General features: G+C 37.8%; 27 protein-coding genes and 3 tRNA genes. 19 read left to right on the top strand and 11 right to left on the bottom strand.

Annotated features, from left to right (window positions below; all coding sequences use genetic code 11):
• Nucleotides 1–60: 60 nt before the first annotated feature.
• On the top strand, nt 61–450 hold the full coding sequence (locus tag IPP32_06880; protein MBL0047802.1) for a VOC family protein: 390 nt from the start codon (nt 61–63) through the stop codon (nt 448–450).
• Nucleotides 451–452: 2 nt separating this feature from the next.
• Here the strand turns inward: IPP32_06880 and IPP32_06875 are convergent, their stop codons facing one another.
• Nucleotides 453–1,070, bottom strand: a complete 618-nt coding sequence (locus IPP32_06875; GenBank protein ID MBL0047801.1) for an NUDIX domain-containing protein — start codon at nt 1,068–1,070, stop codon at nt 453–455.
• 53 nt (nt 1,071–1,123) lie between these two features.
• Here IPP32_06875 and IPP32_06870 point away from each other — a divergent pair, with 53 nt between their 5' ends.
• Complete coding sequence (locus IPP32_06870; GenBank protein ID MBL0047800.1) at nt 1,124–1,765, top strand: orotate phosphoribosyltransferase; 642 nt, start codon at nt 1,124–1,126, stop codon at nt 1,763–1,765.
• A 47-nt stretch (nt 1,766–1,812) separates the two neighbouring features.
• A complete protein-coding gene (locus IPP32_06865; protein MBL0047799.1) occupies nt 1,813–2,217 on the top strand; it encodes an SRPBCC family protein in 405 nt (134 codons plus the stop codon).
• Nucleotides 2,218–2,237: 20 nt separating this feature from the next.
• On the opposite strand, the gene IPP32_06860 is transcribed toward IPP32_06865, so the two are convergent.
• Entirely contained in the window at nt 2,238–2,993 is a 756-nt protein-coding gene (locus IPP32_06860) for a biotin--[acetyl-CoA-carboxylase] ligase (GenBank protein ID MBL0047798.1), read from the bottom strand.
• 142 nt (nt 2,994–3,135) lie between these two features.
• Here IPP32_06860 and rsfS point away from each other — a divergent pair, with 142 nt between their 5' ends.
• From rsfS to IPP32_06810, 10 genes are all read left to right on the top strand, one after another.
• Nucleotides 3,136–3,513 carry a ribosome silencing factor gene (gene rsfS, locus IPP32_06855; GenBank protein MBL0047797.1) on the top strand — a complete coding sequence of 126 codons (378 nt, stop codon included), beginning with the start codon at nt 3,136–3,138 and terminating at the stop codon, nt 3,511–3,513.
• 32 nt (nt 3,514–3,545) lie between these two features.
• Nucleotides 3,546–5,642, top strand: coding sequence for an ATP-dependent zinc metalloprotease FtsH (gene ftsH, locus IPP32_06850; protein MBL0047796.1), 2,097 nt, complete (start codon nt 3,546–3,548; stop codon nt 5,640–5,642).
• Between the two features lie 106 nt (nt 5,643–5,748).
• A complete protein-coding gene (locus IPP32_06845) occupies nt 5,749–6,399 on the top strand; it encodes an LUD domain-containing protein (protein MBL0047795.1) in 651 nt (216 codons plus the stop codon).
• Nucleotides 6,399–6,620 carry a DUF2007 domain-containing protein gene (locus IPP32_06840; GenBank protein ID MBL0047794.1) on the top strand — a complete coding sequence of 74 codons (222 nt, stop codon included), beginning with the start codon at nt 6,399–6,401 and terminating at the stop codon, nt 6,618–6,620. The genes IPP32_06845 and IPP32_06840 overlap by 1 nt, the downstream gene beginning before the upstream one ends.
• On the top strand, nt 6,607–7,431 hold the full coding sequence (locus tag IPP32_06835) for a phosphatidate cytidylyltransferase (GenBank protein ID MBL0047793.1): 825 nt from the start codon (nt 6,607–6,609) through the stop codon (nt 7,429–7,431). The genes IPP32_06840 and IPP32_06835 overlap by 14 nt, the downstream gene beginning before the upstream one ends.
• A 64-nt stretch (nt 7,432–7,495) precedes the next feature.
• Entirely contained in the window at nt 7,496–8,770 is a 1,275-nt protein-coding gene (locus tag IPP32_06830; GenBank protein MBL0047792.1) for a Glu/Leu/Phe/Val dehydrogenase, read from the top strand.
• An 84-nt stretch (nt 8,771–8,854) separates the two neighbouring features.
• Entirely contained in the window at nt 8,855–9,511 is a 657-nt protein-coding gene (locus IPP32_06825) for a phosphatidylserine decarboxylase family protein (GenBank protein MBL0047791.1), read from the top strand.
• Between the two features lie 94 nt (nt 9,512–9,605).
• A complete protein-coding gene (locus tag IPP32_06820; GenBank protein MBL0047790.1) occupies nt 9,606–9,845 on the top strand; it encodes a hypothetical protein in 240 nt (79 codons plus the stop codon).
• Between the two features lie 250 nt (nt 9,846–10,095).
• Nucleotides 10,096–10,446 (top strand): C40 family peptidase, encoded by a 351-nt coding sequence (locus IPP32_06815; protein MBL0047789.1) that lies wholly within the window; start codon nt 10,096–10,098, stop codon nt 10,444–10,446.
• Between the two features lie 10 nt (nt 10,447–10,456).
• Nucleotides 10,457–10,957, top strand: coding sequence for a phosphoribosyltransferase (locus IPP32_06810; protein MBL0047788.1), 501 nt, complete (start codon nt 10,457–10,459; stop codon nt 10,955–10,957).
• Here IPP32_06810 and IPP32_06805 read toward each other — a convergent pair.
• Entirely contained in the window at nt 10,949–11,464 is a 516-nt protein-coding gene (locus tag IPP32_06805) for a shikimate kinase (protein ID MBL0047787.1), read from the bottom strand. The genes IPP32_06810 and IPP32_06805 overlap by 9 nt on opposite strands.
• A gap of 164 nt (nt 11,465–11,628) precedes the next feature.
• On the opposite strand from IPP32_06805, the gene IPP32_06800 reads away from it, so the two are divergent.
• The 3 genes from IPP32_06800 to IPP32_06790 all read left to right on the top strand — a co-directional run bounded on the left by IPP32_06800 (nt 11,629) and on the right by IPP32_06790 (nt 11,940).
• Nucleotides 11,629–11,701 (top strand) — tRNA-Lys (locus IPP32_06800).
• A 44-nt stretch (nt 11,702–11,745) separates the two neighbouring features.
• A tRNA-Leu gene (locus IPP32_06795) sits at nt 11,746–11,825 on the top strand.
• A gap of 31 nt (nt 11,826–11,856) precedes the next feature.
• A tRNA-Leu gene (locus IPP32_06790) sits at nt 11,857–11,940 on the top strand.
• A 132-nt stretch (nt 11,941–12,072) separates the two neighbouring features.
• Here the strand turns inward: IPP32_06790 and rlmD are convergent.
• Nucleotides 12,073–13,479: a 23S rRNA (uracil(1939)-C(5))-methyltransferase RlmD gene (gene rlmD / locus IPP32_06785; protein MBL0047786.1), complete on the bottom strand. Its 1,407-nt coding sequence runs from the start codon at nt 13,477–13,479 to the stop codon at nt 12,073–12,075.
• Between the two features lie 186 nt (nt 13,480–13,665).
• Here rlmD and rocD point away from each other — a divergent pair, with 186 nt between their 5' ends.
• Entirely contained in the window at nt 13,666–14,856 is a 1,191-nt protein-coding gene (rocD, locus tag IPP32_06780) for an ornithine--oxo-acid transaminase (GenBank protein ID MBL0047785.1), read from the top strand.
• Between the two features lie 204 nt (nt 14,857–15,060).
• Here rocD and IPP32_06775 read toward each other — a convergent pair whose 3' ends face one another.
• Together IPP32_06775 and IPP32_06770 are read right to left on the bottom strand one after the other, a co-directional pair.
• Nucleotides 15,061–15,306 (bottom strand): hypothetical protein, encoded by a 246-nt coding sequence (locus IPP32_06775; GenBank protein ID MBL0047784.1) that lies wholly within the window; start codon nt 15,304–15,306, stop codon nt 15,061–15,063.
• 46 nt (nt 15,307–15,352) lie between these two features.
• Entirely contained in the window at nt 15,353–16,195 is an 843-nt protein-coding gene (locus IPP32_06770) for an MBL fold metallo-hydrolase (GenBank protein MBL0047783.1), read from the bottom strand.
• A 98-nt stretch (nt 16,196–16,293) separates the two neighbouring features.
• Between IPP32_06770 and IPP32_06765 the strand changes: the two genes are divergently transcribed.
• A complete protein-coding gene (locus tag IPP32_06765; protein ID MBL0047782.1) occupies nt 16,294–17,658 on the top strand; it encodes a peptidoglycan synthetase in 1,365 nt (454 codons plus the stop codon).
• A gap of 234 nt (nt 17,659–17,892) precedes the next feature.
• On the opposite strand, the gene IPP32_06760 is transcribed toward IPP32_06765, so the two are convergent.
• Together IPP32_06760 and IPP32_06755 are read right to left on the bottom strand one after the other, a co-directional pair.
• On the bottom strand, nt 17,893–19,458 hold the full coding sequence (locus IPP32_06760; GenBank protein MBL0047781.1) for a polysaccharide deacetylase family protein: 1,566 nt from the start codon (nt 19,456–19,458) through the stop codon (nt 17,893–17,895).
• A gap of 127 nt (nt 19,459–19,585) precedes the next feature.
• Nucleotides 19,586–20,836 carry a glycosyltransferase gene (locus IPP32_06755; protein MBL0047780.1) on the bottom strand — a complete coding sequence of 417 codons (1,251 nt, stop codon included), beginning with the start codon at nt 20,834–20,836 and terminating at the stop codon, nt 19,586–19,588.
• Nucleotides 20,837–20,966: 130 nt separating this feature from the next.
• On the opposite strand from IPP32_06755, the gene IPP32_06750 reads away from it, so the two are divergent.
• Nucleotides 20,967–23,354 carry a glycoside hydrolase family 31 protein gene (locus tag IPP32_06750; GenBank protein MBL0047779.1) on the top strand — a complete coding sequence of 796 codons (2,388 nt, stop codon included), beginning with the start codon at nt 20,967–20,969 and terminating at the stop codon, nt 23,352–23,354.
• A 160-nt stretch (nt 23,355–23,514) separates the two neighbouring features.
• Here IPP32_06750 and IPP32_06745 read toward each other — a convergent pair whose 3' ends face one another.
• The 3 genes from IPP32_06745 to IPP32_06735 all read right to left on the bottom strand — a co-directional run bounded on the left by IPP32_06745 (nt 23,515) and on the right by IPP32_06735 (nt 26,495).
• Nucleotides 23,515–24,126 (bottom strand): NeuD/PglB/VioB family sugar acetyltransferase, encoded by a 612-nt coding sequence (locus tag IPP32_06745; protein MBL0047778.1) that lies wholly within the window; start codon nt 24,124–24,126, stop codon nt 23,515–23,517.
• Complete coding sequence (locus IPP32_06740) at nt 24,123–25,226, bottom strand: hypothetical protein (protein ID MBL0047777.1); 1,104 nt, start codon at nt 25,224–25,226, stop codon at nt 24,123–24,125. The genes IPP32_06745 and IPP32_06740 overlap by 4 nt, the downstream gene beginning before the upstream one ends.
• Nucleotides 25,227–25,418: 192 nt before the next feature.
• Nucleotides 25,419–26,495: a hypothetical protein gene (locus IPP32_06735; GenBank protein MBL0047776.1), complete on the bottom strand. Its 1,077-nt coding sequence runs from the start codon at nt 26,493–26,495 to the stop codon at nt 25,419–25,421.
• Nucleotides 26,496–26,498: the final 3 nt, after the last annotated feature.

Below are 26,498 nucleotides of genomic sequence, written 5' to 3'. Positions count from 1 at the left end.
ACTTAACTACTAAAAAAGCGGCTTCCAAAGGAATGCCGCTTTTTTTATATAGCTCTCAATATGCTTTCATTCAATAAAATCCATCACATCTCTCTCATTTGCTCCGATTATCAAAAATCGAAAAGCTTTTATACTGAAGTGCTTGGATTAAGTATTGTACACGAAACCTACCGCAAAGAAAGGAATTCCTATAAACTAGATTTAGCATTGAATGGGGAGTATGTGCTTGAACTTTTTTCATTTCCAAATCCGCCAAAAAGAATTTCACAACCCGAAGCCTGCGGATTAAGGCATTTAGCTTTTGAAGTGACAAATTTAGAGGAAACTGTTCATAAACTTAGCGCTAAGCATATTGCTGTAGAACCTGTGCGCGTAGACGAATGGACGAAAAAAAAATTTACATTTTTTAGTGACCCGGATGGTTTGCCAATTGAATTGTATGAAAAGTAAGTCTAATTTTCAGCAGCATACAGTTTCATCACTTCAAAAATAGATGAAAAAGTATTTTTCATAGCCGCTTCTATCTCAGGCTTATTCATCCATCGCGCATCGGTAATTCCTTCTTCTAATTGAGGTATTAGCAGCATGGAATTGCCGCTGTATTTCATTTTGTACCAATGCGAAATTTTTAAGCAGGTTTCACCCTTCAAGTGATACGTATGGTAGGTAATAGTGAACTTCTCTTCCAAACTTAAATCACCAATCCCGCACTCCTCCTCTACTTCACGCAATGCTGCTTCTTTTTCCTTTTCGCCCTTTTCAATCTTTCCTTTCGGAAGATCCCATTTGCCATGTCTAAAAATAAAAAGGATTTTACCTTCCTTGTTTTTCACAATGCCGCCCGCAGCCTCAATTACCTTAAAGATTGAGAAAAGCGCCGTTTCCTTTTGCTTTTCAGTTTCGAATAAAATCCCCATACTTTTCAAGGTCTCATCCGCTTCAAATAAGGCGATTGATTTCTTTAATTCTTCTTTGGTGGAGTAAGCCGTAAAAAAATCGAAATCAGTTGCTTGACGGCTTTTATCGCAAAACAAATAGAGCGGGCGATCCATAATGAAAACTTTGTTCATCGTTTTTGAGAGTATATTGCGAAAGAAATGCGATTAAAAAATATATTTGCCGTATGAAGATGAATGATGATTCAGCCTTAAAAATAGCCGAGTTTCTGCTGCAAATTAAAGCAATAAAATTAAATCCTGCACATCCTTATACCTGGGCTTCGGGATGGAAATCGCCCATATACTGCGATAACCGCGTAACCCTTTCACATCCAAAGATTCGCACCTATATCCGCCAACAATTGGTGCAAAGCATTCAAACCAATTATGGCAATCCGGACGTAATTGCAGGTGTTGCAACAGGTGCAATTGCCCAAGGAGCACTGGTTGCCGAAGCAATGGGCTTACCCTTTGTTTATGTACGTTCTTCCGCCAAAGAGCATGGAATGGGAAATTTAATAGAAGGAAAAATTGAAAAAGGCCAATCGGTAGTGGTGGTTGAAGATTTAATTTCAACAGGAATGAGTAGCTTAAAAGCCGTAGATGCGCTGCGAGCAGCCGATTGTGATGTGAAAGGAATGGTTGCTATCTTTACCTATGGTTTTAAAAATGCAGCAGATAATTTTAAGAAATCAAAATGTAAAATACATACCTTAAGCGATTACGAAACGCTTATTAAACAAGCGCTGCAATCGAATTACATAAGTGAAAAAGATTTAAAATCATTAAAAGCCTGGAGAGAAAATCCGGCCGAATGGATGAAATAACAGTGGGAAGGAACCCATTAAACAACTTAATTTAATAGCAACAGCTTATGACTCGAATTGAAAGTGATACCGTAGAAGTGAACAAAACAGCTGAAGGAATTTTTTCTTACCTCAGCAATTTCAACAATTTTAAATCGTTGATGCCACATCAAGTTACCGAATGGGAATCGAGCGAAAATGAATGCACATTTAACCTTAACGGGATGGCCAAAATTGGGATGCGCATTGTGGATAAAACACCCAATTCAAACATAAAAATTACATCCTTCGGTAAAGTTCCTTTCGAGTTTACTTTAAATGTAAATATTACCGAAACTGCTTCCAATGCGTGTAAAGGACAACTTGTTTTTGAAAGTGATATTAATCCGTTTATGAAAATGATGGTGGAAAAACCACTTACGCATTTCTTCAATGGATTGGCGCAAAAAATGAAAGATATTCCAGTTGAGTAATGCCTAATATGGAATTGAAATCACAAATTAAATTTCACTTCTTTTAAATCCAGCTCCAACACATTAAAATCTTCTTTTAGGGCGAGCAAGAGTTTGCCTTCCTTGTTTACTCCGATAATTTTTCCTTCTGCCTGCTTATTATAAATCGTATAGTGATGATATTGATTTAAACGATACAACTTCATGTGGTAATCGGCTTTAATTGCGGCAAAATTGCTGCTTTTAAGTTGAAGGTAGCGGGCTTCAATACACGAACACAGCTGTGTAAAAAGCTCATTCAAATTGTAGTCTATTTGTGTTTCAATTTTTAAAGAAGTAGCATGCAAAAGTTCAAACGTCTCCTGATTCACATTCAAGCCAATGCCAACTATACTGGAGCTAATACTATTGTTGCGCCAAGCATTTTCAATGAGCACACCTGCAATTTTTTTATCGTTTACAAAAATGTCGTTCGGCCATTTTATTTTTACCGAATGCTGCACAGCCAGCACCTGCTCAATGCATTCTGCAATTCCAAGCGATACGAGTTGGGTGAGTATAAATTGATTTTCACTTCCAATGCTAGGAGGGTATAAAATTAAACTAAAGGTGAGGTTCTTTCCCGCTTCACTCAACCAAGTATTTCCCCTTTGTCCGCGACCCAATGATTGTTGATCGGTAATTACAATGGTACCTTCGGGAGCAGTACTATCCTTCAATAACTCTTGGGCATAAGTATTCGTACTTTCAACAATTGGCAACCTTATTGTGTTAGTACCTATAAACAGCGTTGACATGTTTAATTTTTTGAAAAGCAAAGAAACGCTAAAATGCTTGATTAATAGGAATTGTGTCCAACTATTTTTATACTTTTGTTACACATCCGCGTGAATCGAACTAAAAAATGCCTAAGGGCAATAACAACAAAACACGAACATTTTGGCAAGAAAGAAAAAAGTAACTGACACTTCTGCACAATTGGCAGAAATAATTATTGAAGCTATCAAAGAAAAAAAGGGCAATGAAATAGTTCAATTGAATTTAAAAAATGTTGCCAATTCAGTGTGTGAGTACTTTATTGTTTGCAGCGGAGACTCCTCCACACAAGTAGCAGCAATAGCAAACTCAATAGATGCAGAGGTTAAGAAAAAACTAAATGAAGATGCTTGGCACAAAGAAGGATTCCAAAACTCGGAATGGATATTGTTGGATTATGTAACCGTTGTGGTACACATCTTTCAACCCGAAGCACGAAACTTTTACCGCATCGAAAAATTATGGTCAGATGCTGAAATCAAAGTGGTTTCAGCAGTTTAAAATCAGCATACAAAAAATCAAATTCAAAAACCGTGAATCAATTAAATTTCGCAGAAGAAAATCCTAAAAATTTAGGAAAAGAAAAAAAGCCGGTCGATAAACTTAAAGACAAGCTTCCCAAAAAAGGAAAACTCCCTAAAAATTCATTTAATTTTTATTGGGTGTATGCCATCATACTTGTATTGTTTTTGGCTATGTCGTTCTTCGATTTTAATACCAGCAGCACCAAAACCAATTGGCAAGAATTCGAAACCAAAATGTTGCACAGTGGCGATGTTGAAAAACTGGTGGTGGTAAATAAAGAAAATGCTGAAGTATATATTAAGCAAACAGCATTAAGTAAAGCACAATACAAAGATGTGCCTAAAAAATCGTGGGGTAGCAACAAAAATTTAGGCCCGCACTACACTTTCGAAATTGGACCACCTGAGGCATTCGAAAAAAAACTGCAAGATGCTCAAGTAGGCGTTGCCGATGGGGACCGAATAAGTGCCGAATACATTACACAAAAAAATTGGGGCGGTGATATTTTAGGTTGGATACTTCCAATTGTAGTGATGATTGCCATTTGGGTATTTATTATGCGCCGTATGACCGGCGGTTCGGGAGGTGGCAATGCTATTTTCAATATTGGTAAATCACGTGCAGCCTTGTTTGATCCTGAAGATAAAATCAAGATTACCTTTGCCGATGTAGCCGGTTTGGAAGAAGCAAAAGAAGAAGTGATGGAGATTGTTGACTTCCTTAAAAATCCACAAAAATTTACAACTCTAGGTGGTAAAATCCCCAAAGGTGCTTTATTGGTAGGCCCTCCGGGAACTGGTAAAACTCTATTGGCAAAAGCCGTTGCAGGCGAAGCAGGAGTTCCATTTTTCTCTCTTTCCGGTTCCGATTTCGTTGAAATGTTTGTGGGTGTTGGTGCTGCGCGTGTGCGTGACTTATTTAACCAAGCCAAACAAAAAGCGCCTTCCATTATTTTTATTGATGAAATTGATGCCATTGGCCGCAGCCGCAGCCGCAACCAATTGCAAGGCGGAAACGATGAGCGTGAAAATACTTTGAATTCATTACTCGTGGAAATGGATGGTTTTGGAACCAACTCAGGAGTCATCATTTTAGCTGCAACCAACCGTCCTGATGTGCTGGATTCAGCCTTGATGCGTCCGGGTCGTTTCGACCGTCAAATCAGTATCGACAAACCGGATATTATTGGACGCGAGGCCATCTTTAAAGTGCATTTAAAACCACTTACAAAGATAGATGCTGATGTAAACCCACATAAACTTGCTTTGCAAACTCCCGGATTTGCGGGTGCCGAAATTGCCAACGTGTGTAATGAAGCTGCATTAATTGCCGCACGTAAAAACAAAACGATGGTAGACATGCAAGATTTTCACGATGCCATTGACCGTGTGATTGGCGGATTGGAAAAGAAAAATAAAATCATCAACGAAGACGAGAAAAAAATTGTTGCCTATCATGAAGCGGGACATGCCGTTGCGGGTTGGTTTCTCGAACACTCCCATCCGCTAGTAAAAGTGAGTATCGTACCACGAGGTATTGCCGCTTTGGGTTATGCACAATATTTACCTAAAGAACAATTTTTATATACCACCGAGCAATTGATGGATGATATTTGTATGACCCTTGGCGGGAGAGTTGCAGAAGATATAACCTTTAATAGAATTTCGACCGGTGCATTAAGCGATTTAGAGCGTACTACAAAAGTGGCCTACAACATGGTAACCGTGTATGGTATGAACGATAAAATTGGTAACATTTCATTTTATGACCGTGGACAAGGAGATTATGGAAGCGGGTTTACAAAACCTTATTCCGATACTACGGCTAAAATTATTGATGAAGAAGTAAAAAAGATAATTGACTCTGCTTACTATACCACTAAAAATTTGTTGCTCGAAAAACGTGTGCAGCTGGAAGCAGTGGCCCAAGAATTATTAAAAAAGGAAGTGTTGTTTCAATCAGATTTAGAACGTTTAATTGGTAAGCGTCCATTTAACAAAGATGTTCCGGTAATTGAATTGAACCAACAAAAAACGGAACTTGCACCAACAACGGATAATACCAGTACAACCGGTAATCCGCCTGCCGCAAATACCGCTAATTAATTGAATCTTTAACTAAAAAAGCAGCCACGTGTATATTCATGTGGCTGTTTTTTTTAGCAGACTTTCAATTCATTTTATTTTAACTTTGCCGTAATAAAAAGCAGGAATGGAAGAGAGTACCTCCAAAGAAAAAGTTTTAAAACGCATACGTAAAGCCTTAATAAATAAATCAACTGAAGCAATTGCCAATGTTGATTTTGAAAGCCCCATTTATGCTACCAACGGGGAATCTTTGGAAATAAATTTTGCTCAAAACTTTAGCGAAGTAGGTGGAAAATTTGTGTTTTGCTTGGATTACAATGAGTGTATTGACAACCTCCAATATTTGGCCAAAGAAAATAACTGGACCGAAATTTTTTGTTTGGAAGAACCCTTGCAAGAATTGCTCGATATTGGTCAATTGCCGCATTCGGCAAAACCTGAGGATATTGATCGCTTGCAAGCATGTATCACTACTTGTGAGTTTTTAATTGCTCAAACGGGCGGGGTGGTTATTTCTTCAAAGCAAAGCTCCGGAAGAAAAACGCCATTCGCATTTCCTTTGCATTTAGTAGTTGCTTTCACTTCCCAATTAATGGGCGAAACAAAAGAAGCATTAAAAAATATGAAGGTGAAATATCCGACACAATTCCCCTCCTTCATCAGCATTATTACAGGCCCAAGTAAAACAATCGGAATCGACAATACAACTGTTATTGGTGCACTCGGCCCAAAAGAAATATATGTGTTTTTAATCGACGACTTACAAGCAGAATAATGGATGAAAATTGGGTAAAAGTTTTTAGCAGTTCTTTTCTGGCACAAGCCGAAATCAACAAAGCTATGCTTATTGAAAATGATGTTGCTGCAGTGGTGTTGAATAAACTCGATTCATCCTACTTAGCTTTCGGTCAAGCCGAGATATATGTGCATCCCGATAATGAACTACGTGCCAAACAGCTTTTAGAACAAGAAGTATCACTCGATGACGAACTTTAGCAAACGCGCTTTAACCGCACTTTTTTTTGTGCTGGCATTGATTGGAAGCATCGCTTTTAATCACCTTACATTTTCAATTTTGTTTTTATTCTTTACTGTAGTTGGTTTATGGGAATTTTATACCATTTCACATCTCGGACAAAATAACCCACAAAAGTACTTTGGTATTTTGCTTGGAGCGGCAGTATTTATTGCCTTTTCGCTTATTTCGATGGGAAAACAAAACGGCATGATCCTATTGCTTTTTTTACCCCTTGTATATTTCATTTTTGTGCTCGAATTATTTCGAAAAAAGGCGAACCCTTTTCGCAACATTGGCTTCACTCTCTTGGGAATAATTTACATTGCTGTTCCTTTTGGTTTGCTTAATTTTATTTCAATAAGTTACCTCACAAACGAGTATGAACCCCGCATTTTAATTGGCATTTTACTCATTTTATGGGCCAGCGATACAGGCGCTTACTTGGTTGGTTCCCGTATTGGGAAACGAAAATTATTCGAACGTATTTCTCCCAAAAAATCTTGGGAAGGCAGCTTTGGTGGTGCTTTACTTAGTCTTATTGCAGCTTATATTGATTCCAAATTATTTGATGTATTGCCGCTTGGGCATTGGTTTGCAATTGCATTTATTATTGTTGTGATGGGAACCTTAGGCGACTTGGTAGAATCGCTATACAAACGGAGCAAAAACGTGAAAGATAGCGGAACCCTTCTTCCCGGCCACGGTGGTATTTTGGATCGTTTTGATAGCCTGCTTTTGGCGGCACCCTTTATTTATACTTACCTCGAATGGACTAAAAATTTTTCATAAGCTACAGAATTTGCCATCCGACTATCTTTTTCTAATTTCGCAACCCGTATCATTAATCTAAACTATGTCAAAAACAAAAGAAATTACAAAGGACTCTCACAATCCTTTTGAAGCAATGCTGGCGCGCTTTGATCAAGCCGCTAAAATTTTAAATTTAGATGACGAAACCTATAACATTTTAAAAAACCCGCAACGTCAGGTAATCGTGAGTTTGCCGGTGCACATGGACAATGGAAAGGTGAAAGTATTTGAAGGATTTAGAATTGTACACTCTACTGTACTTGGACCTTCAAAAGGTGGAATTCGTTATTCGATGGATGTGAATGTGGATGAAGTAAAAGCACTTGCATCTTGGATGACCTGGAAATGTGCCATTGCTGATATTCCTTATGGAGGAGCCAAAGGTGGAATTACCTGTGACCCAAGTACCATGAGCAAAGCCGAATTGGAGCGTTTAACCCGTGCGTATACTAAATCGATGGTGAATGTATTTGGCGTAGACCGCGATATTCCTGCACCCGATATGAACACAGGGCCACAAGAAATGGCTTGGATTGTGGATGAATATTCCAAATTAAAAGGAGAATTTACTCCGGGTGTGGTTACCGGTAAACCCTTATTGTTAGGCGGTTCCCTTGGTCGCGCAGAAGCTACCGGTTTAGGCGTAATGGTATCGGCAATGGAGGCAATGAAAAAAATGAAAATTGATCCTTCAAAATCAACTGCCGCCGTGCAGGGTTTTGGAAATGTGGGTTCAATTACGGCAAAACAATTAAACAGCAAAGGCGTTAAAATTGTAGCCATATCCGACCATACCGGAGCTTATTATAATGCCGATGGTTTTGACGTTATGGATGCCATTGCTTTCCGTGACAATTCCGAAAAAAGAGTGTTAGAAGGATACACCAAAGGCAAAAAAATTACGAATGAGGAATTATTAACCTTAGCGGTGGATGTGCTTGCGCCTTGCGCCATGGAAAATCAAATAACCGGTGATAATGCCAACGATATTAAAGCGAAACTGATTGTGGAAGGTGCAAACGGGCCGACTACTGCCGGTGCAGATGAAATTTTAAATAACAAAGGCATTATTGTGGTACCGGATGTATTGGCAAATGGTGGTGGTGTTACAGTTTCTTATTTTGAGTGGGTACAAAACCGTTTTGGCTTTTACTGGACCGAAGAAGATGTGAATACCAAAGCTGAACAATACATGAAAAAAGCATTTGAGCACATTTGGAAAGTTGCTGAAAAATATAAGATTTCATTACGTATTGCTGCGTATGTGTTTGCGATGAACAAATTATCGAAAACCATTAAATACCGCGGAAATCAATAAGTTTGTTTTGTTTATTTTTAAAAGTGAGATGCATACCTGTCATCTCACTTTTTTTTTGACCTTTGCAGGGCTAAATTTTAAACTATGAAGTTTCACAAAGAAGGAATCCCCTCCCTTATTTTAACACTTATTTTTATTGCGCTGATAAATGCGATTGGCCATTATTTTTTTCCGGAATATGCTTTGGTTAAATGGTTCATTTATTTGTTGTCGGCTTTTGTGTTGATTACCATTCTGCAATTTTTCAGAAACCCGGTCCGCACACTTGTTATTGACGACAACAAAATTATTGCTCCTGCGGATGGAAAAGTGGTAGTGATTGAAGAGGTGATGGAAAGCGAGTATTTTAAAGACAAGCGCCGACAAATTTCTATTTTTATGTCGCCCATTAATGTGCACATTAATCGCTTTCCTATTACCGGTATAGTGAAATATGTAAAATACCATCCGGGATTATTTTTAGTGGCCTGGCATCCCAAATCCAGTACCGATAACGAGCGTACAACGGTTGTAGTGGAACATAAAAACAAGGAGCAAGTTTTATTTCGTCAAATTGCAGGAGCCATGGCCCGCCGTATTGTTTACTACTGCAAAGAAAATGATAGTGCACAACAGGGTAACGAATTTGGTTTTATTAAGTTTGGTTCGCGTGTAGATATCTTCCTTCCCTTGTCGTGTAAGGTTCACGTGAAGTTAAATGAAGTAACTGTTGGTGGGCAAAGTGTGATTGCAGAGTTTTAACAAATTTTGCCGGCAAGTTGTTAAGTATCAATTCCTTTTTTGGTACATTTGTTGAACAATTAAAGAAAGTACTAATTCAAAAAAAAATAAAACAATGAAAAAATTAATGTTATTGGTTGCTGTTGCATCCTTTGCAATTGGAACTGCTGCTTATGCAGGTGGAGAAAAAGCTGAGAAAAAATCTTGCTGCAAAGGTGGAGGAGCAAAAGCTTGTGCTAAAACAAGTGAATCAAAAGCTTGCCATGGTAAAGATGACAAAGCAGATGCAAAATCAACAAATACAGATGCAAAAGCTGAGAAGTCAACAACAACCAAATCAGAAAGCGCTAAGTAATTTTTGAAGGATTGAATAAAAACCCGTTCTATAACAGGACGGGTTTTTGTTTTTATACAGGAGTAGATCATTTATGTTGAAACATATCATTTTTCTTACGTTCATTCTTTTAACTAACTGTTGTTTCGCGCAAATCGACAGCAGTAGCCGCGCTATATATGATCCGCAAGTCGTACATTTTTTTGAGCAGCATCAATTGTGCATTGACACCTGTGTTTCGCCTGTTTTGTATAAAATTAGCTACGATTGGATGGGTACACATTACAAATATTCCGGCAAATCAGCCAAAGGAATTGATTGTTCCGGCTTTGCAAAAATTATATACAGAGAAGCGTTTCACGATACTTTATCAGGAGGCTCTGCAGATATTGCGAAACGTGTTACCTTAATTCCAAAAGATAATTTAAAAACCGGGGACTTAGTGTTTTTTAAAATTAAAAGAAAACGTGTTTCACATGTTGGGGTTTATTTAGGAAATAATAAATTTGTTCATGCGGCAGTAAAAGGGGGAGTACAAATTAATGATTTGAATGAAGCCTATTACAAACGTTACTTTTACAAAGGTGGCCGAAGTTTGTTAGAACGAAAGGGAGGTCAATAATTTTTAGCACATGAAAAAAACACTCATACTCAATCACCTTCAAATAGCGCAAAAAATCAATCGCATTGCGCATGAAATATATGAATACAACTTTGAAGAAAAAGAAATTGTAATTGCAGGAATTGCCGATAGAGGTTATGTTTTAGCCATGCGTATCGATGAAGTATTGAAAAGTATTTCGCCCTTAAAAACGAAATTGGTTGAATTAAAAATAAATAAAGACGATTTAAAAAATGAGCGGGTAAGCCTCTCGCTTAGCGCAGATGAATTAAAAAACAAAGTAGTGTTATTGGTGGACGATGTGTTGAATACCGGCAAAACTTTGATATATGCTTTGCACCCCTTTTTAGAATATGAAGTAAAAAAAATTGCCACGATTGTTTTAGTTGATCGCAATCACAATTTATTTCCGGTACGCGCCGATTATGTTGGTCTATCAATGGCCACAACGCTGCAAGAACATGTTTCAGTAGAATTTAAGGATGGGAATGATGCAGCTTATTTATGCTGATTTTTTCGCTTCCAAAACAATATCAAATAACTCCTTGGTGCGCAAGCCTAGTGCTTCAACAGTGTAAGTGGCCTTCTGATACACAGTCGCACGCTCAGTTAATTTCGCTTCAATAAAACGCAGTAGTTCTTCGGCATTCAAATTCTCAATCAAGGGCCTTTTCTTCTTTGATTCAAGCAAACGTTCGCGTAAAAATGCAGGACTTCCTTTGAGGTAAATGCTAATGCCATTTTCGTTCATTTTATCTATAGCATTAAAATAGCAGGGACTTCCTCCACCGGTAGAAACGACCACATTCGATTTTTGCGAAATTTTAAGCAAGGCTTCGAATTCGAGTGTTCGAAAATAATCCTCCCCCATTTCCTGAAAAATTTGCGGAATACTTTTGCCGGCCTGCTTCTCCACCCATTCGTCCATATCCACAAATTCGAATCCCAACTGTGTAGCGAGTTTGCGGCCCTTTTTGCTTTTGCCGCTTCCCATAAATCCAATTAAAAACACTCTCATGGAGTAAAAATAAACTATTTCATTTTGATTTGAATTCACAACTTGTAAACAGCTGCTAAATAAAGCATTAGCGACAGATATTAAATATTATTCGAAAAAAATAAAATTCGGTTTGCATTACTAAAATTAGATACTATCTTTGCACCCTCAAATTTTAAAAGTAAGATTCCGTAGCTCAGCTGGTAGAGCATAACACTTTTAATGTTAGGGTCCTGGGTTCGAATCCCAGCGGGATCACAAGTGGGGCGGTAATTATTTACCGCCTTTCTTTTTTTAAGAATGCCCAGGTGGCGAAATTGGCAGACGCACCATCTTGAGGGGGTGGCGAGCAATCGTGTGAGTTCGAATCTCATCCTGGGCACTTTTTAACTTCTTTCAAAAGCTTTCCCAATGCCCGGATGGCGAAATTGGTAAACGTTGCGGTCTCAGAAGCCGTTGGATTCAGTTCCTTGAGAGTTCGAGTCTCTCTTCGGGCACTTCGCGATTAAACACATCTACTGCAATCTAATTTTGCTTATAGAACGCTGATGACGCGGATTATTATGATTTGCGCTGATTTGTTGCCGTTAAAAACGTACTCCCTTTTAAATAAAAACGCTTGCTTAATTTTATTTTAATTCAAGTAAAACAACATTCTCCACATGGTGGGTATGAGGGAACATATCTACAGGCTGCACTTTAGTGACTTTGTATTTACTATCCATTAAAGCAAGGTCGCGCGCCTGGGTGGCGGCGTTGCAACTTACATACACAATTTTTGACGCTTCGAGTTGCAGCAACTTTTCCACTACATCGGGGCTCATTCCTGCACGTGGTGGATCGGTGATTATACAATCAGGATTCCCGTTTTCGGCTATGAATGCATCATTAAGCACTTTACTCATATCGCCGGCATAAAAAACAGTGTTGCTAATGTTATTCAAACTTGAATTTACTTTAGCATCTTCAATTGCTTCCGGTACGTACTCTATGCCAACCACTTTCTTTACTTTATTTGCAATAAAATTTGCAATGGTTCCTGTTCCGGTATACAAATCATAAACAAGCTCATGGCCTTTAAAATCTGCAAACTCACGTGCTATTTTATACAGCTCATAGGCTTGCGCAGAATTGGTTTGGTAAAATGATTTAGGTCCTATGCGAAAACTCAGTTCTTCCATTTGTTCCGTAATAAACGGCGCACCATAAAAGCAAATCACTTCTTGGTCTTGAATGGTATCGTTTCCTTTAGAGTTTATAACATACATCAAAGAAGTTACTTGTGGAAAGTGCGATTTCACAAAATTCAATAATGCAATTCTAGACTCTTCCTCCTCTCTAAAAAAAGTAAGGATCACCATGAGTTCCCCGTTTGAACTGCTTCGAATGATTAGGGTGCGTAAAAATCCTTGTTGGGATTTCAAATCAAAGAAACTAAGATTCCTTTCAATTGCATAATCACGAATAGCATTTCTAATATCATTTGAAGGTGCAGCTTGAAGATGACAATGTTCAATATCCAAAATTTTATCAAAACGCTGCGGAATATGAAATCCCAAAGCATTCATGTCTATGCCTTCATCATTTTCATTTAAATTGGTTAACCATTTTTTATTTGAAAATGTATATTCCAATTTGTTGCGGTAATATTGCGTTTGAGCAGAAGGAAGAATTGGTGTAATGGTTGGAAGTTCAATCTTACCAATGCGTGTAAGGTTATCAGTAACTTGCTTTTGCTTATAAAACAGTTGCCATTCATAACTCATGTTTTGCCATTTACAACCACCACATAATCCAAAATGTTGGCATATTGGTACAACACGCTTTTCAGAATAGTGGTGAAATTTTACAGCCCTTGCTTCTGCAAAATTTTTCTTTTTCATCACTAGTTGCAAGTCAGCCACATCACCGGGAACTGCATTTTGAACAAAGACAACCAATTCATCAATTTTTGCTACTGCTTTACCTTCAGAACCGGCATCGGTAATTGAAACATTTTCGATTAAGGGCAATTGCTTTTTTACAAATCTTCTCATGGGGTAAAGTTAGAATTTATTGTGTGAAGCACTATCGGGGAATATTGCCAATTCCCTGCAAAGGCTGATACTTGGGCGATACAGCCATTTTGAATTATGCTTTCTGGACCAAAAGTAGTACATTTGCACATTAATTTTTTTATTATGCCAACATCAATAAATGTGAATACCCTCTCCAATCGTGCTATGCAATTGGAAGAACGCTATGGGGCGCATAACTATCATTCGATTCCTGTGGTAATTGAACGGGGAGAAGGCGTATTTTTATGGGATGTAGAGGGAAAAAGATATTATGATTTTCTTTCTGCGTATTCAGCCGTAAATCAAGGACACTGCCACCCTAAAATAATTGCTGCATTGGTAAAGCAAGCGCATAAAGTTACGCTCACTTCGCGTGCCTTTTACAACGATTGCTTAGGCGAATATGAAAAATATATCACAACCTATTTTGGCTACGACAAAGTATTGCCTATGAATACCGGAGTGGAAGGTGGCGAAACCGCGGTGAAGCTTTGCCGTAAATGGGGTTACACTGTAAAAGGAATTCCGGAAAATCAGGCAAAAATAATTTTTGTAGCAGGAAATTTTTGGGGGCGCACGTTGGCAGCCATTTCTTCGTCTGTTGATCCCTCCAGTACCAATGGATTTGGGCCATTTATGCCGGGCTTTGAAATTATTCCTTACAACGATTTAGCTGCTTTGGAAAAAGCGGTTCAAGATAAAAATGTTGCCGGGTTTATGTTGGAACCCATTCAAGGTGAAGCAGGAGTGGTGATTCCGGATGAAGGCTATTTGAAAAAGGCATTTGAAATTTGTAGAGCAAACCGCGTTTTATTTATTGCAGATGAAGTTCAAACAGGACTTTGTCGCACCGGTAAAATGTTGGCTTGTGATCACGAAGGAGTGAAACCGGATATCTTAATTTTAGGCAAAGCATTATCGGGAGGAGTTTTACCTGTTGCTGCTGTTTTGTGTAGAGATGAAGTTATGCTAACTATAAAGCCGGGTGAACACGGAAGCACTTACGGGGGAAACCCATTAGCGTGTCGTGTTGCCATTGCTGCATTGGAAGTATTGAAAGAGGAAAAGATGGCCGAAAATGCGGATCGTTTGGGTAAAATTTTACGCGATGAATTATCGAAAATAAAATCAGATAGAATTACAGCTATTCGAGGGAAAGGATTGTTAAATGCAATTGTTATAGAACCACGAAATGGAAAGGATGCTTGGGATGTATGCATTGCACTAAAAGACAATGGGCTTTTGGCAAAACCTACTCATGGAGACATTATTCGATTTGCCCCTCCTCTTACGATTACCGAAGAGCAGATAATGGAATGTGTAGGAATTATTAAAAAAACCTTGGAGGAATTTTAATACTGCTTGAGTGTTAGCTAGCCCTTTGAAGCCGATGCTATTATTTAATACTGAAATGCACATATTTGCTAAGTACATTCTGCAGTTCGGTGTTCTTTAAAATAAGCCAATATTTTTATTTGTGTTGAGAAAGAGAACACGGATGACGCGGATGATTATGATTTTGGCGGATTTGATTTCGTTATGCTAAATCAATCTCTCTTATTAAAATTCTTTTAAGGCTGATTTTATATCCAACTCCATCTGCGTAAAGCGCAATAAAACGGAGGTGATGAAAGAATCGTTTATTACTTTTTTAATGTCTTCTATTCCGGTGATGACATAATCGAGTTCACTGATTTTATAGCTTTGCTCGCAATTGCCTTTTTCGAATTTTACGATGTATTTTTGGTTCATGTAAAAGACAGATATTTTGCAGGCTGGGTGTGGAACTTCGGCTATGATGCGCATTTTTTAGTACAAAGATTTTAGTAGTAAGTACAAAGACGAACTTGAATTATAGAATTTCTTTTAAGGAAAAGCATTCTTTAAGCCTCACTCCTTTTTCAGTTTGTTGCACGGTGCAGCATTCATTGTAATTATCATGCTCTAAGAAGAGCACATAATTTTTTTCGGCTGCTTCATTCATAAATTTTTCCTTTTCGCTGAGTGTTATAAGCGGACGCGTGTCATATCCCATCACGTAAGCCAAGGGAATATGTCCGGTGCTGGGTAATAAATCGGCCATAAAAACAATTGTTCTATCCTTATACTGAATATGCGGAATCATCATGGCATCCGTATGTCCGCGTGTATACATTACTTTTAAAAAAGGAAATAATTCAGCTCCCTCTGCGGTAAATTTCAATTGACCGGATTCCTGAATAGGCAAAATATTTTCTTTTAAAAAAGATGCCTTTTCACGCGGATTAGGTTTTGTGGCCCATTCCCAATGTTCAGCATTACTCCAATACGTTGCATTTTTAAAAGCCGGCACGAAGCCGCTTTTATCTGAATTAAATTTTATGCTGCCTCCACAATGATCGAAATGCAAATGTGTAAGAAACATATCTGTTATATCATCACTAGAAAACCCTAATTGATTTAAAGATTTTTCAAGACTATCCTCACCATGCAAATCAAAATGGCTAAAGAATTTTACATCTTGTTTGTTGCCAATTCCGTTATCGATTAAAATCAATTTATTGCCTTCTTCGATGAGCAAACAGCGCATAGCCCAGGAGCATAAATTTTTATCATCCGCAGGGTTGGTTTTGTTCCAGATACTTTTAGGAACCACGCCAAACATGGCACCTCCGTCGAGTTTAAAATTTCCGGTATTGATGGTATGAAGTTTCATATTTTTTAATTCACTTAAAAGTGTTCTTAACTCTGCAAGTTTTGCACTGAGTCACAAATTTAAAATTATACTTTTGAAAACAGTTTTTATTTTAACATATGAAAGTACATTTTATAGCCATTGGCGGCAGTGCGATGCATAACCTAGCCATTGCCCTGCACAAAAAAGGTTTTGCCGTGAGCGGCTCAGATGACGAAATTTTGGAACCCTCTAAAAGCAGGTTAGAAAAGTACAACTTATTACCAACCGAAATAGGCTGGTTTCCCGGTAAACTGAACGATTCGATGGAAGCCATTATCCTTGGAATGCATGCGCGTGCCGATAATCCTGAATTGTTGCGCGCTCAAGAATTAGGGCTCAAAATTTTTTCGTATCCGGAATATATTTACGAGCAAACAAAAGATAAAACACGCATTGTTATTGGAGGTAGTCACGGCAAAACGACTATCACCTCCATGATTTTACATGTGTTGAACTTTCATCAAATTGACTGCGATTACATGGTGGGCGCTCAGCTCGAAGGATTCGAAACCATGGTAAAATTGAGCAAAGAAGTTAAAATTGCAGTGATTGAAGGGGATGAATATCTGTCATCGCCCATCGACAGAAGGCCAAAATTTCATTTGTATTTCCCTGACATTGCAATCATCAGCGGAATAGCTTGGGACCACATCAATGTTTTTCCCACATTTGAAATGTATGTGGAGCAATTTAAAATTTTCACCGATTTTATTTCGAAAAATGGTTCGCTCATTTATTGTGAAAATGATGCTGAGGTAAATAAAATAGGCCTTTCAGCACGAAGCGACATTCAGAAACATGCATACAGCATTCCGGAATATAAAATTGAAAATGGTACCACGACACTTATTTGTAAAGCACCACTTGCCGATTGCAAATTGAAAATTTTTGGAGAGCACAACCTCTTGAATTTAACTGCTGCACGTTTGGCATGCAATGAAGTGGGTGTTAACGATGCAAAATTCTATGAAGCCATTTCTTCCTTTAAAGGTGCAAGCAAGCGGCTAGAACTAGTAGCTCAAAATGAAAACACAGTCGTTTATAAAGATTTTGCACATTCGCCATCTAAATTAAAAGCAACTACAGCCGCCGTTAAACAGCAGTTTCCTAATCGCGATTTAATTGCATGCATGGAATTGCACACCTTTAGCAGTTTGAATGAAGATTTTTTAAAGCAATATGATGGAGCCATGCATGCGGCAGACAAAGCCTTTGTGTATTTTAATCCGCACACTATTGCGCATAAAAAATTAAAACCCATTTCGATTGAGCAAGTGCATGCTGCCTTTGGTGGCAACAACATTAAAGTGTATACCAATTCCCTTGAACTATTAAAGGATTTAAAAGCCATAAACTGGAAAAATAAAAATTTGCTGATGATGAGTTCAGGGAATTTTGACGGGATTGATTTTAAGGTTTTAGGGGAGGAATTGGTGAAATAAAAACTTAATGTATTTGTAAATAGTTGGGTGTATTTACATACTCGCAGAGTGTAATTATTTTCGTTTCAAAATTATAAGCATAAGCGCAATTGCAAACTATGCTTAGTGTCGGAAAAGAGCATATAAAATAGTGAATTGAACATTGTTTTGAGAGTTGCAAACAATACTGAGGAATTTTCAGACACAAAAAAAGCTGTGAGTTTTTCACAGCTTTTTTTGATATAGAATTAATGCTTAAGCCTTTTTCTTTGGTGCTACCTTCGCTGACTTCTTTTTTTCAATCACCGCAATCTTTGTTTTAGCCACTTTCGCCTTCGCAGTGGATTTTGCTATGGGTTTCTTAATGGGTGCTTTCTTTGTTGATTTTGGTTTTGTTGCAACCATTTTTTTAGCGAGTGATTTAACCTTTTTCAAAACGTCTTCCTTAATGGTAGACGGATTGTTGCTTGGTTCTATTGCAGCTAAAATATCCTTTGACAGTGAAGGTTTTTTAGTGACTTCTACTTGTAACTTGGTGGAAAGCTTCTCTTTGTTTACGGGGGTGGCTGTAAGTGCATTAATTTCCAGTTCCTGCACTGAAATTGATTTTGCTTTTTGTGTGGACTTAGGAAGTTTATTAATTTCATTTAAAACATATTCCATATCGGTTAATGCATTCATGTAAAATATGTACGCATCATAAGGAGACTGATAGGGACTAAAATATTTATGTACATCGCCATCTGCCCAGTATTTAGTAGACATGTAATAAAAATGATCGCTGGTTAAAAGTTTTGCCCAAGTATCAATTATATCTTGACGACCGGTTGCAAATACTTTTTCTTTGAAGGAATAAATGCGCTCGATGGATTCATTTTGTAAAGAATTTCCTAACCAAGCAGATAAATCTCTTTCTGTATCGGCCCATGAAATTAGGTGGTGCGCATCGTAATCATCACGAATCGGATAGGTTGCTGCCACTTCACTTGGTGTTTTAAAATTAAAATCCTTATGCTTTAAAATTTCGTCCGGAAGGTGTTTCAAAAAATCAAAAATACCCGATGAAGCCCATTGATGTTCACCAAAGGTTTCGTAATCCATAAATAAATTAATTACCTCTCCAACTCCGGCAACCGAGTGAACCCAATCCGCAAATTTAGGAGCAGTTAAAGGTTGTTCTGACCAATTGGGATCACTGAATCGAAATGCAATATCATCACTGAGTCGGTAATTTTTTAGTAAGGATTTTATTTTGTGACAATTGGGAGCCCTGTAAATAAAATTAGGAGAGCGATCTTTTAAGAGGCGGTCCACACCTTCGCACAAGATAGCGGTGTAACCCATATCCTCAATAGTTTTAGCTATTTCATTGTTATATATTAATTCGGTATTACGGAAAACTTTTGGGGTCTGATTAAAATATTTCTTAATCAATTCACGGTGTTTTTCGACTTGTCTTTTGAACTCCACTTTATCGTAAATATAGCTGAGCGAGTGATAATAAGTTTCGCTAAGAAATTCAACGCAACCTGTTTTAGACAGTTCCACAAATGATTTCAGCACATCCGGCCGATATTTTTCGAATTGCTCCATTGCAGTACCGCTGATGGAATAGGAAATCCGAAACTTTCCTTTGTGCTTTTTAATGAGTTCCAACATCATGGTATTTGTTGGGATGTAGCATTTATCAGCCACTTTATTCATTACCTCTCGATTGAGTTTTTCATCCTCATAATAATGGTCATGTCCGATATCAAAGAAAGTATATTCTCTTAAACGAAAGGGCTGGTGAACCTGGAAATAAAAGCAAATTGAAGGCATATTTTTAGTATTGAGAGATGATTATTGAGTATTGAGATATTAGATGTTAGACGTTAGACGTTAGTTGTTAGATATTAGATGTTAGATTTTTGATTTTTGATGCTCTTTGGTTTTAATAGCTTAGAAATTATTTTAATAATTGATTGTACACCTTTAACACTTGTTTTGCGGTGGTGGTCCAGCTGATTTTTTTAAGATCAATAAATGCTTCGTCTACTAATTCCTTGCGCAAGGTGGGATACTCCAGTAAAGAAATAATATAACTTGCCAATTTATCAACTTCCCAAAAATCCATTTTTAAAGAGCCATGAATCACTTCAGATGCACCGGATTGCTTGCTCATGATGGTTGGTACTCCATACTGAACAGCTTCCACTACACTTAGTCCAAAGGGCTCAGAAACGCTGGGCATGCAATATACATCGGCCACTGCTAGTAAATCGTTTACTTTATCCTTTGTTAAAAATCCGGTGGTATGAAATTTATTACCGATACGCGCTTCTGCAGCTCTTTCCATAATTCCACGCATTAACTCACCGGTGCCGGCCATTACAAATCGTACGTTTGGATAGTGTTTTAAAACTTTCTTTGCAGCCTCAAAATAATATTCAGGACCCTTTTGCATAGTCAGTCTTCCAAAGAAAATTACAATCTTTTCGGAAGTAATGCGCTTTAATTTTGAATGATTTACTGCTTCAATACCATTGTGTACAGGAAATATTTTATCTCTTGAGATTCCGTAATTATTTTCAATTATGGAACCGGTGTAGCGACTTACAGGAATTATTGCATCAGCATATTCCATAGCTCTTTTCTCGAGTTGATATACCCAACTTTTGTTTTCCGGTCCACTGCGGTCGTATTCGAGCGAGTGCACATGCAATACCAATGGCTTACCGGTTGCGGCTTTTATTTCCATGCCAGGTAAAAAGGTCATCCAATCATGCGCATGAATAATATCGAATTCTTTGGTTGCTGCGAGCTTTACACTAATTTTAGAAAACTCCAGTACTTTACGAATTACGTCTCCACCATACAGCTCATCGATTTCGAAATTTTGCAAATCGCTGTTGTGCACTTCATATTGAATTTTATTAATGGCTTCCTCACCGGCAAAATTAATATAGGGAGTGAGTGAAATATTGAAATAATTTGGCTTTGAAAAGCGTTTGTAATATTTCCTTTTGCTTTCCTTTTTGAGTTTGTTGATGTCGATGGAATTTAATCCGATTAGCTCCATGTAATTTACATCATAATCGGGGGTGCTTTTTGGTATTACCATTTTGAGGTTAACCATGGGAGCCATGGCTTTGCAGAGGCCGAGACAGGCAACACCCAGTCCGCCATTTATTACCGGAGGAAATTCCCATCCGAACATTAATACCTTCGGTTTTGTTTTCAATTGTGTTATCTTGTACGAGTAAGTTTGATATCTAATATAAAAAATTATTTTTGCAGGCTTGCTTTCATTAATTTCCACAAATTTAAAAATTAATTTCTGATTTTAAATGCAACCTAAAACCGACAAATATTCTATAAAGTACTTTCCGGATATAATCAAAAACCATCGCAAACACGGTAATTATTTTTATTTTGATACTACCGAAACCATTTTGGAAATCAGAGTTCAATCCGACAAAATAATTAGATTCCGTTATGCTGCGGATGGATTCTTTGAAAAAGATTTTTCTTATGCCGTTCAAGAAAACATTCAAGATAACATCATAAGCCTTGATTTTGTAGAGTATGAGGACTGTTTTGAAATCATAACATCGTGCATTACTTGTCAGATAAATAAAAGTGATTGCAAAATAAAAATGTTTGACAACGACAGCAATTTAATTTTGGATGATGAGCTTGGATTCCACTGGCAGCATTATTTGTGGAAGGGTGGAAAAATTGTGTATTGCAGTAAAAAAATTCAAGAAGGAGAAAGTTTTTATGGCATGGGCGATAAACCAACCGAGTTTAACCTTCGCGGAAAGCGCCTCGAAAATTATGGTGCAGATGTGTATGGTTTTAAAAAAGATCAGGACCCTCTTTATAAGAATGTGCCATTTTACATGGGATTGCACCATGGTATAGGCTATGGAATATTTTTTGATAATTCGTATCGGACAATATTTGATTTCGGAAAAGAACAAAATGAAACGGTGAGTTTTTGGTCGCGTGGGGGGGAAATGAATTACTATTTTATTTACGGACCGGAGTTGATGGAAGTGGTAAAAAATTATGCTTCCCTTACCGGAAAACCTGAATTACCGCCACTTTGGTCTCTAGGCTATCATCAATGCAAATGGAGCTATTTTCCCGAAAGCAAAGTGAAAGAAATTACTCAGGAATTTCGTACACGCAAAATTCCATGCGATGCCATTTATCTCGACATAGATTACATGGATGGCTTTCGCTGTTTTACTTGGAATAAAAATTATTTTCCGGATCCAAAACGCATGGTGAAAGAGCTTGCAGACGAGGGTTTCAAGACCATTGTAATAATTGATCCGGGCATAAAAGTCGACAATGATTATCCGGTATATCAACAAGCAATTGCGAAAGATTTTTTTTGCAAGCGTGCTGATGGAGCTTTAATGATTGGAGATGTTTGGCCGGGCAAATGTGCTTTTCCCGATTTCACTAAACCCGCTGTGCGCGAATGGTGGGCCGAACTTTTTGAAGGTCTTGTTGAATCAGGTGTGCGAGGTGTGTGGAACGATATGAATGAACCTGCGGTATTTGAAATTGGAACCTTTCCGGAAGACGTACGTCACGATTATGATGGAAATCCTTGCAGCCATCGTAAAGCGCATAATGTATATGGAATGCAGATGGCACGTGCCACACATGCGGGAATTAAAAAATTTCTGATGCCGCATCGTCCGTTTGTAATTACACGGTCATTGTTTAGCGGAGCACAGCGCTATTCATCTGTTTGGACAGGTGATAACCAGGCTACTTGGGAACATTTGTGGATTGCGAATGTGCAAATGCAGCGATTAAGTGTTTCAGGAATTTCTTTTGCAGGATCGGATATTGGCGGATTTATTGGTGAGCCGGATGCGGAGTTGTATACGCGTTGGATTCAGCTTGCTGTTTTTCATCCTTTTTTCAGAACCCATTCGGCCGGTAATGAAACGACTTTTGAGCAGGCGCCCTGGGTGTTTGGTTCAAAATATGAATTCATAAACCGCAAATTTATTCAACTGCGTTATCATTTACTGCCCTACATTTATACTACCTTTTGGCAACATGCAACCGAAGGCACGCCGATGATTCGTCCCTTGTGCTATTTAGATCAGCACGATGTGCATACACATAATCGCATGGATGAATTTGGATTTGGCGACCACTTATTGGTATGCCCGGTGTTGGAGCAATTTGCCGATAAACGAAAAGTATATCTGCCAAAAGGAACCTGGTATTATCAATGGGACGATACTGTGTATCATGGCGGCAAGGAAATTACCGCAAAGGCGCCAATCGACAAGATGCCTATATTTATTAAGGCCGGTGCGGTAATTCCCAATTACCCAAAAATGCAATATGTGGGTGAATTTGAACTTTCGGAACTTACGCTGCATGTTTATTTTTCTCCTGAATTAACGGAGAGTGTGTTGTACGAAGATGCCGGCGATAACTATGGTTACAAACATGGAAAATATTCTGTTACCAAGTTCATGATAAATGGAAGTCGAAATAATTTGGTGTTTCGTCAAACCATAAGCGGAGATTTCTCGACCACCTACTCGCATTACAAAATAATTTTTCACGGATTACCTTTTCACTGCAGCGGCTTTATGATTGATGGGCGTTTTCATAAATTAAGCAAGAAAAATTTTGCAGTGGGTGTGGTAAAAATACGGGTGGATAAGAATTTTGATGAAATAATACTAGGCTAATTTTTAAATTAAAGGAAGCTTGGTCTGAGGCTAAAAATCAGTTGATTCAATTGGTTTAAATTTGCTGTATTATCGTTTTCTATAGCTTTTATTAAAATATAATTCTACTTTTTTTACCGCTGAGGACGCCAAGAAGACGCAAAGGACGCGGAGAATTATTTTACTCTATTCGCTTCACAATTCTTGCCGGATTCCCTCCTACCATTACATTTTCAGGAACATCTTTGTAAACAATACTTCCTGCCATGATTATTGAATTATCACCTACATTAATATTGGGAATGGTAGCACTTTTAATTCCGAAAAAACAATTTTTCCCAACGCGGGTATTTCCACCAAATGTAACACCGGCGGTTACCTGACTGTGTTCTCCCAAAAAGCAATCGTGATCGACACTCGATAAAGTATTTACTATGGTATTATTTTCTAACACTGCTTTTGAAGCAATTACAGCTCCCGGGCACACCACAACACCGTTTCCGACATGTGCATCGTGTGCAACAAAAACACTATCAGCAATGCAAGTAGCAGGAACAATGTTAAACTCTTGTAACCTTTGAAATAGTTTTGTTCGGATTTGATTACTGCCAATGCCTAAGAAAATATCTTCCCTTTTATACTTTTCTATTTGATTAAAAAAATCTAATTCCTGGATCAAATTTCCAGCAGTTGGGAAGAGATCAACAAAATATATTTCGTCGTATCTCTTTTTTAGTATTGATGCAATTACATTTCCATGCCCGCTGGCGCCAAAGATAAATGCCTTCTTCATGCTTTCCTTTTTTTGATGGTGAATATTTTTGCGAGCAAGGTATTATCGCTTTTTCTATAAAGTGCACTGCTTAAGATACATATAGTGTTATCGATATGTTTGACGTCTTGTAATTGGTACAAAATTGTATCCTGCAAGTTACAATTTGCAAAGTAAAAGATATCTCTAGAGATGGTAAAATAATTCAGCTCCCATCTTTCAGCATCATTCTGCAAATTAAAATATGCTGCTTCACCTGTATCATTAATTATTGGAAAAGATGCAAAATATAATAAGCCAACGCCATTTAAATCGTAGTATGGATTTAAGGAATAACTGTATTCAAACAGGGATGTATTCACTACTTTAAATTCCGTTTCACTCAACATCAAGTTGAATATCTCTCCCTTTTTCATTTCGCGGTATTCGTTAGCAAACAAAGGATTGGCAGGTAATTCAGGAATATTATTATCGAAACTTATGACTTGACTTTTTGTGAGTTGTGTGTTGTCTGCATGATTACGAAACGAAAAACTAGTCATTAAGTCTGCATTAATTCCTGCGGAGTCGGAACCCATTTGAATGGCACTAAAATACATGCTGTTTCCAAATCTATTTAGTGTTGCATTTATAGATAGCTTTTGATTTTCCTTAAATGTATTTAGTGCTGCAGAAGATTGAATTCGGATTCTAACAAAAGTAGCATACAAACGATTTCCAAGCTCATCCTTTAAATCGGAAGAGGCTGTGTTTAAACCCTTGCAAAGCATCTGCCAATGCATATTTCCTAATTCTTTGAAGAGCCAATTTTCAGAAAGTGCTTCAATGGCCATTTGAGGCATTTCGATGTACATTTCTTTTTGAATTTCGATGCCGAGTTTACTTTCCAACTTTTTGTGTTTAGGAATTCTCTCCTTCTCACAGTATAAAAGTATGTCCTGAAAAGATCTAAAATCCAGCCAATGGGAATCAGGAATGGAGGCTCCCAATTCGTGCTCCAACTCAACCCGCAGTGTAACTAAATCCATGCTATCTATACCAATAGAATCCAGTGAATCATTAAATTGCGTTTGATTTATTTGGGGAAATATATCTTGAATTAGTTTGCTGTAACTGTTCATTAGAATTATTTGTTCAAAGTAAGTGAATAATATAATAATGGAACACAGATTTAGAGGATTATGCTGACATGCGCGGATTTAATTACAAAATAATTTTTCTAAAGAAAATACTTTCGCATTTTATTCACCTTATTAAGATTTAACTCTTAAAATGATTTTCACTCCAAACGCTTCATTTAGCTTGCAAAATCACTACTTGTCTATTTCCAATTTATATACATTACTTCCAATAGCATACCCGCATATTTTTTTACCGGACTTTAGTATTCTGATTTTGTTTACTGCTTTTCCCATTTCGGTTTCCTTCCAGCTTAATCCACCATCCTGGGTTTCATAGCCTGTTTTGCGTGCTCCCACCCATCCCAATTTTTCATCTGCGAAAGCCACACCAAACTCAGTGCATTTAAAATCATTCACCAAAGGAATCTCTTGCCAATGCAATCCACCATCGAAGGATTTTACTACATAGCGTTGTGTGATAGTACTATCCGGATTATAATTTTGTAGGGTGGCATAAGCTACTTTTCGGCTGGCAAAAGTACCTTTCCACATTAATTCATAAGGACGATTCGATTGATATACTGCTTTCCAATTCTTTCCTCCATCAACTGTGTAAAGAATTTTGCCATTGCTTTTTTCGACTTCAGCATCGCTTCCAGCGAAAACAAAACCGGTATCGGCTGAAACAAATTTAATGTCTAAAATCATGTTACAATACGCACTCATATCTTGAGAAAACCAAGTTTTTCCTAAGTCGTTTGATTTCATTAAAAATGCCGGTCCTCCCACTCTTCCGCCGGCATAAATTATAGGTTTGTAATCGAGGACTCCGGCGTTGATAAATTTTTTATACACGATTTCGATGGCGCACAATCCCTTTACTTGAGGCCCTTTTACATTTTGAATTGCATTCCAAGTTGTACCACCATCCTTCGTTTGATAAAGTGGAAGGGTATCGGTAACGCCCGGAAAGTAATCGGTTCCAATATTTCCGGCGAAGCCATTTAAAGAATCCGAAAAACCAATGCAGCGAAAATAGGTACCGGGCTTATTTATTTTTTCTGCCCATGATTCACCACCATCATAGGTTTTATAAATTTTGCCCGCTCCATTAACATACCAACCCAGGGTATCGTTAAGAAAAAAAATATCGTCTTGCTTTCCTTTATAGGTGGGAGCGTTCTCAAGTTTTTTCCATGTATTTTGAGCAAATACGGTAGTGCAGAAAACTAGACAGGACACCCACAAAAAAGAAATTTTTGATTTCATTCG

It is taken from the genome of Bacteroidota bacterium, assembly GCA_016721765.1.
GTDB lineage: Bacteria > Bacteroidota > Bacteroidia > UBA4408 > UBA4408 > UBA4408.
Note: the sequence above shows the minus strand (reverse complement) of the source record. Positions and strands in the feature narration are given on the sequence as shown.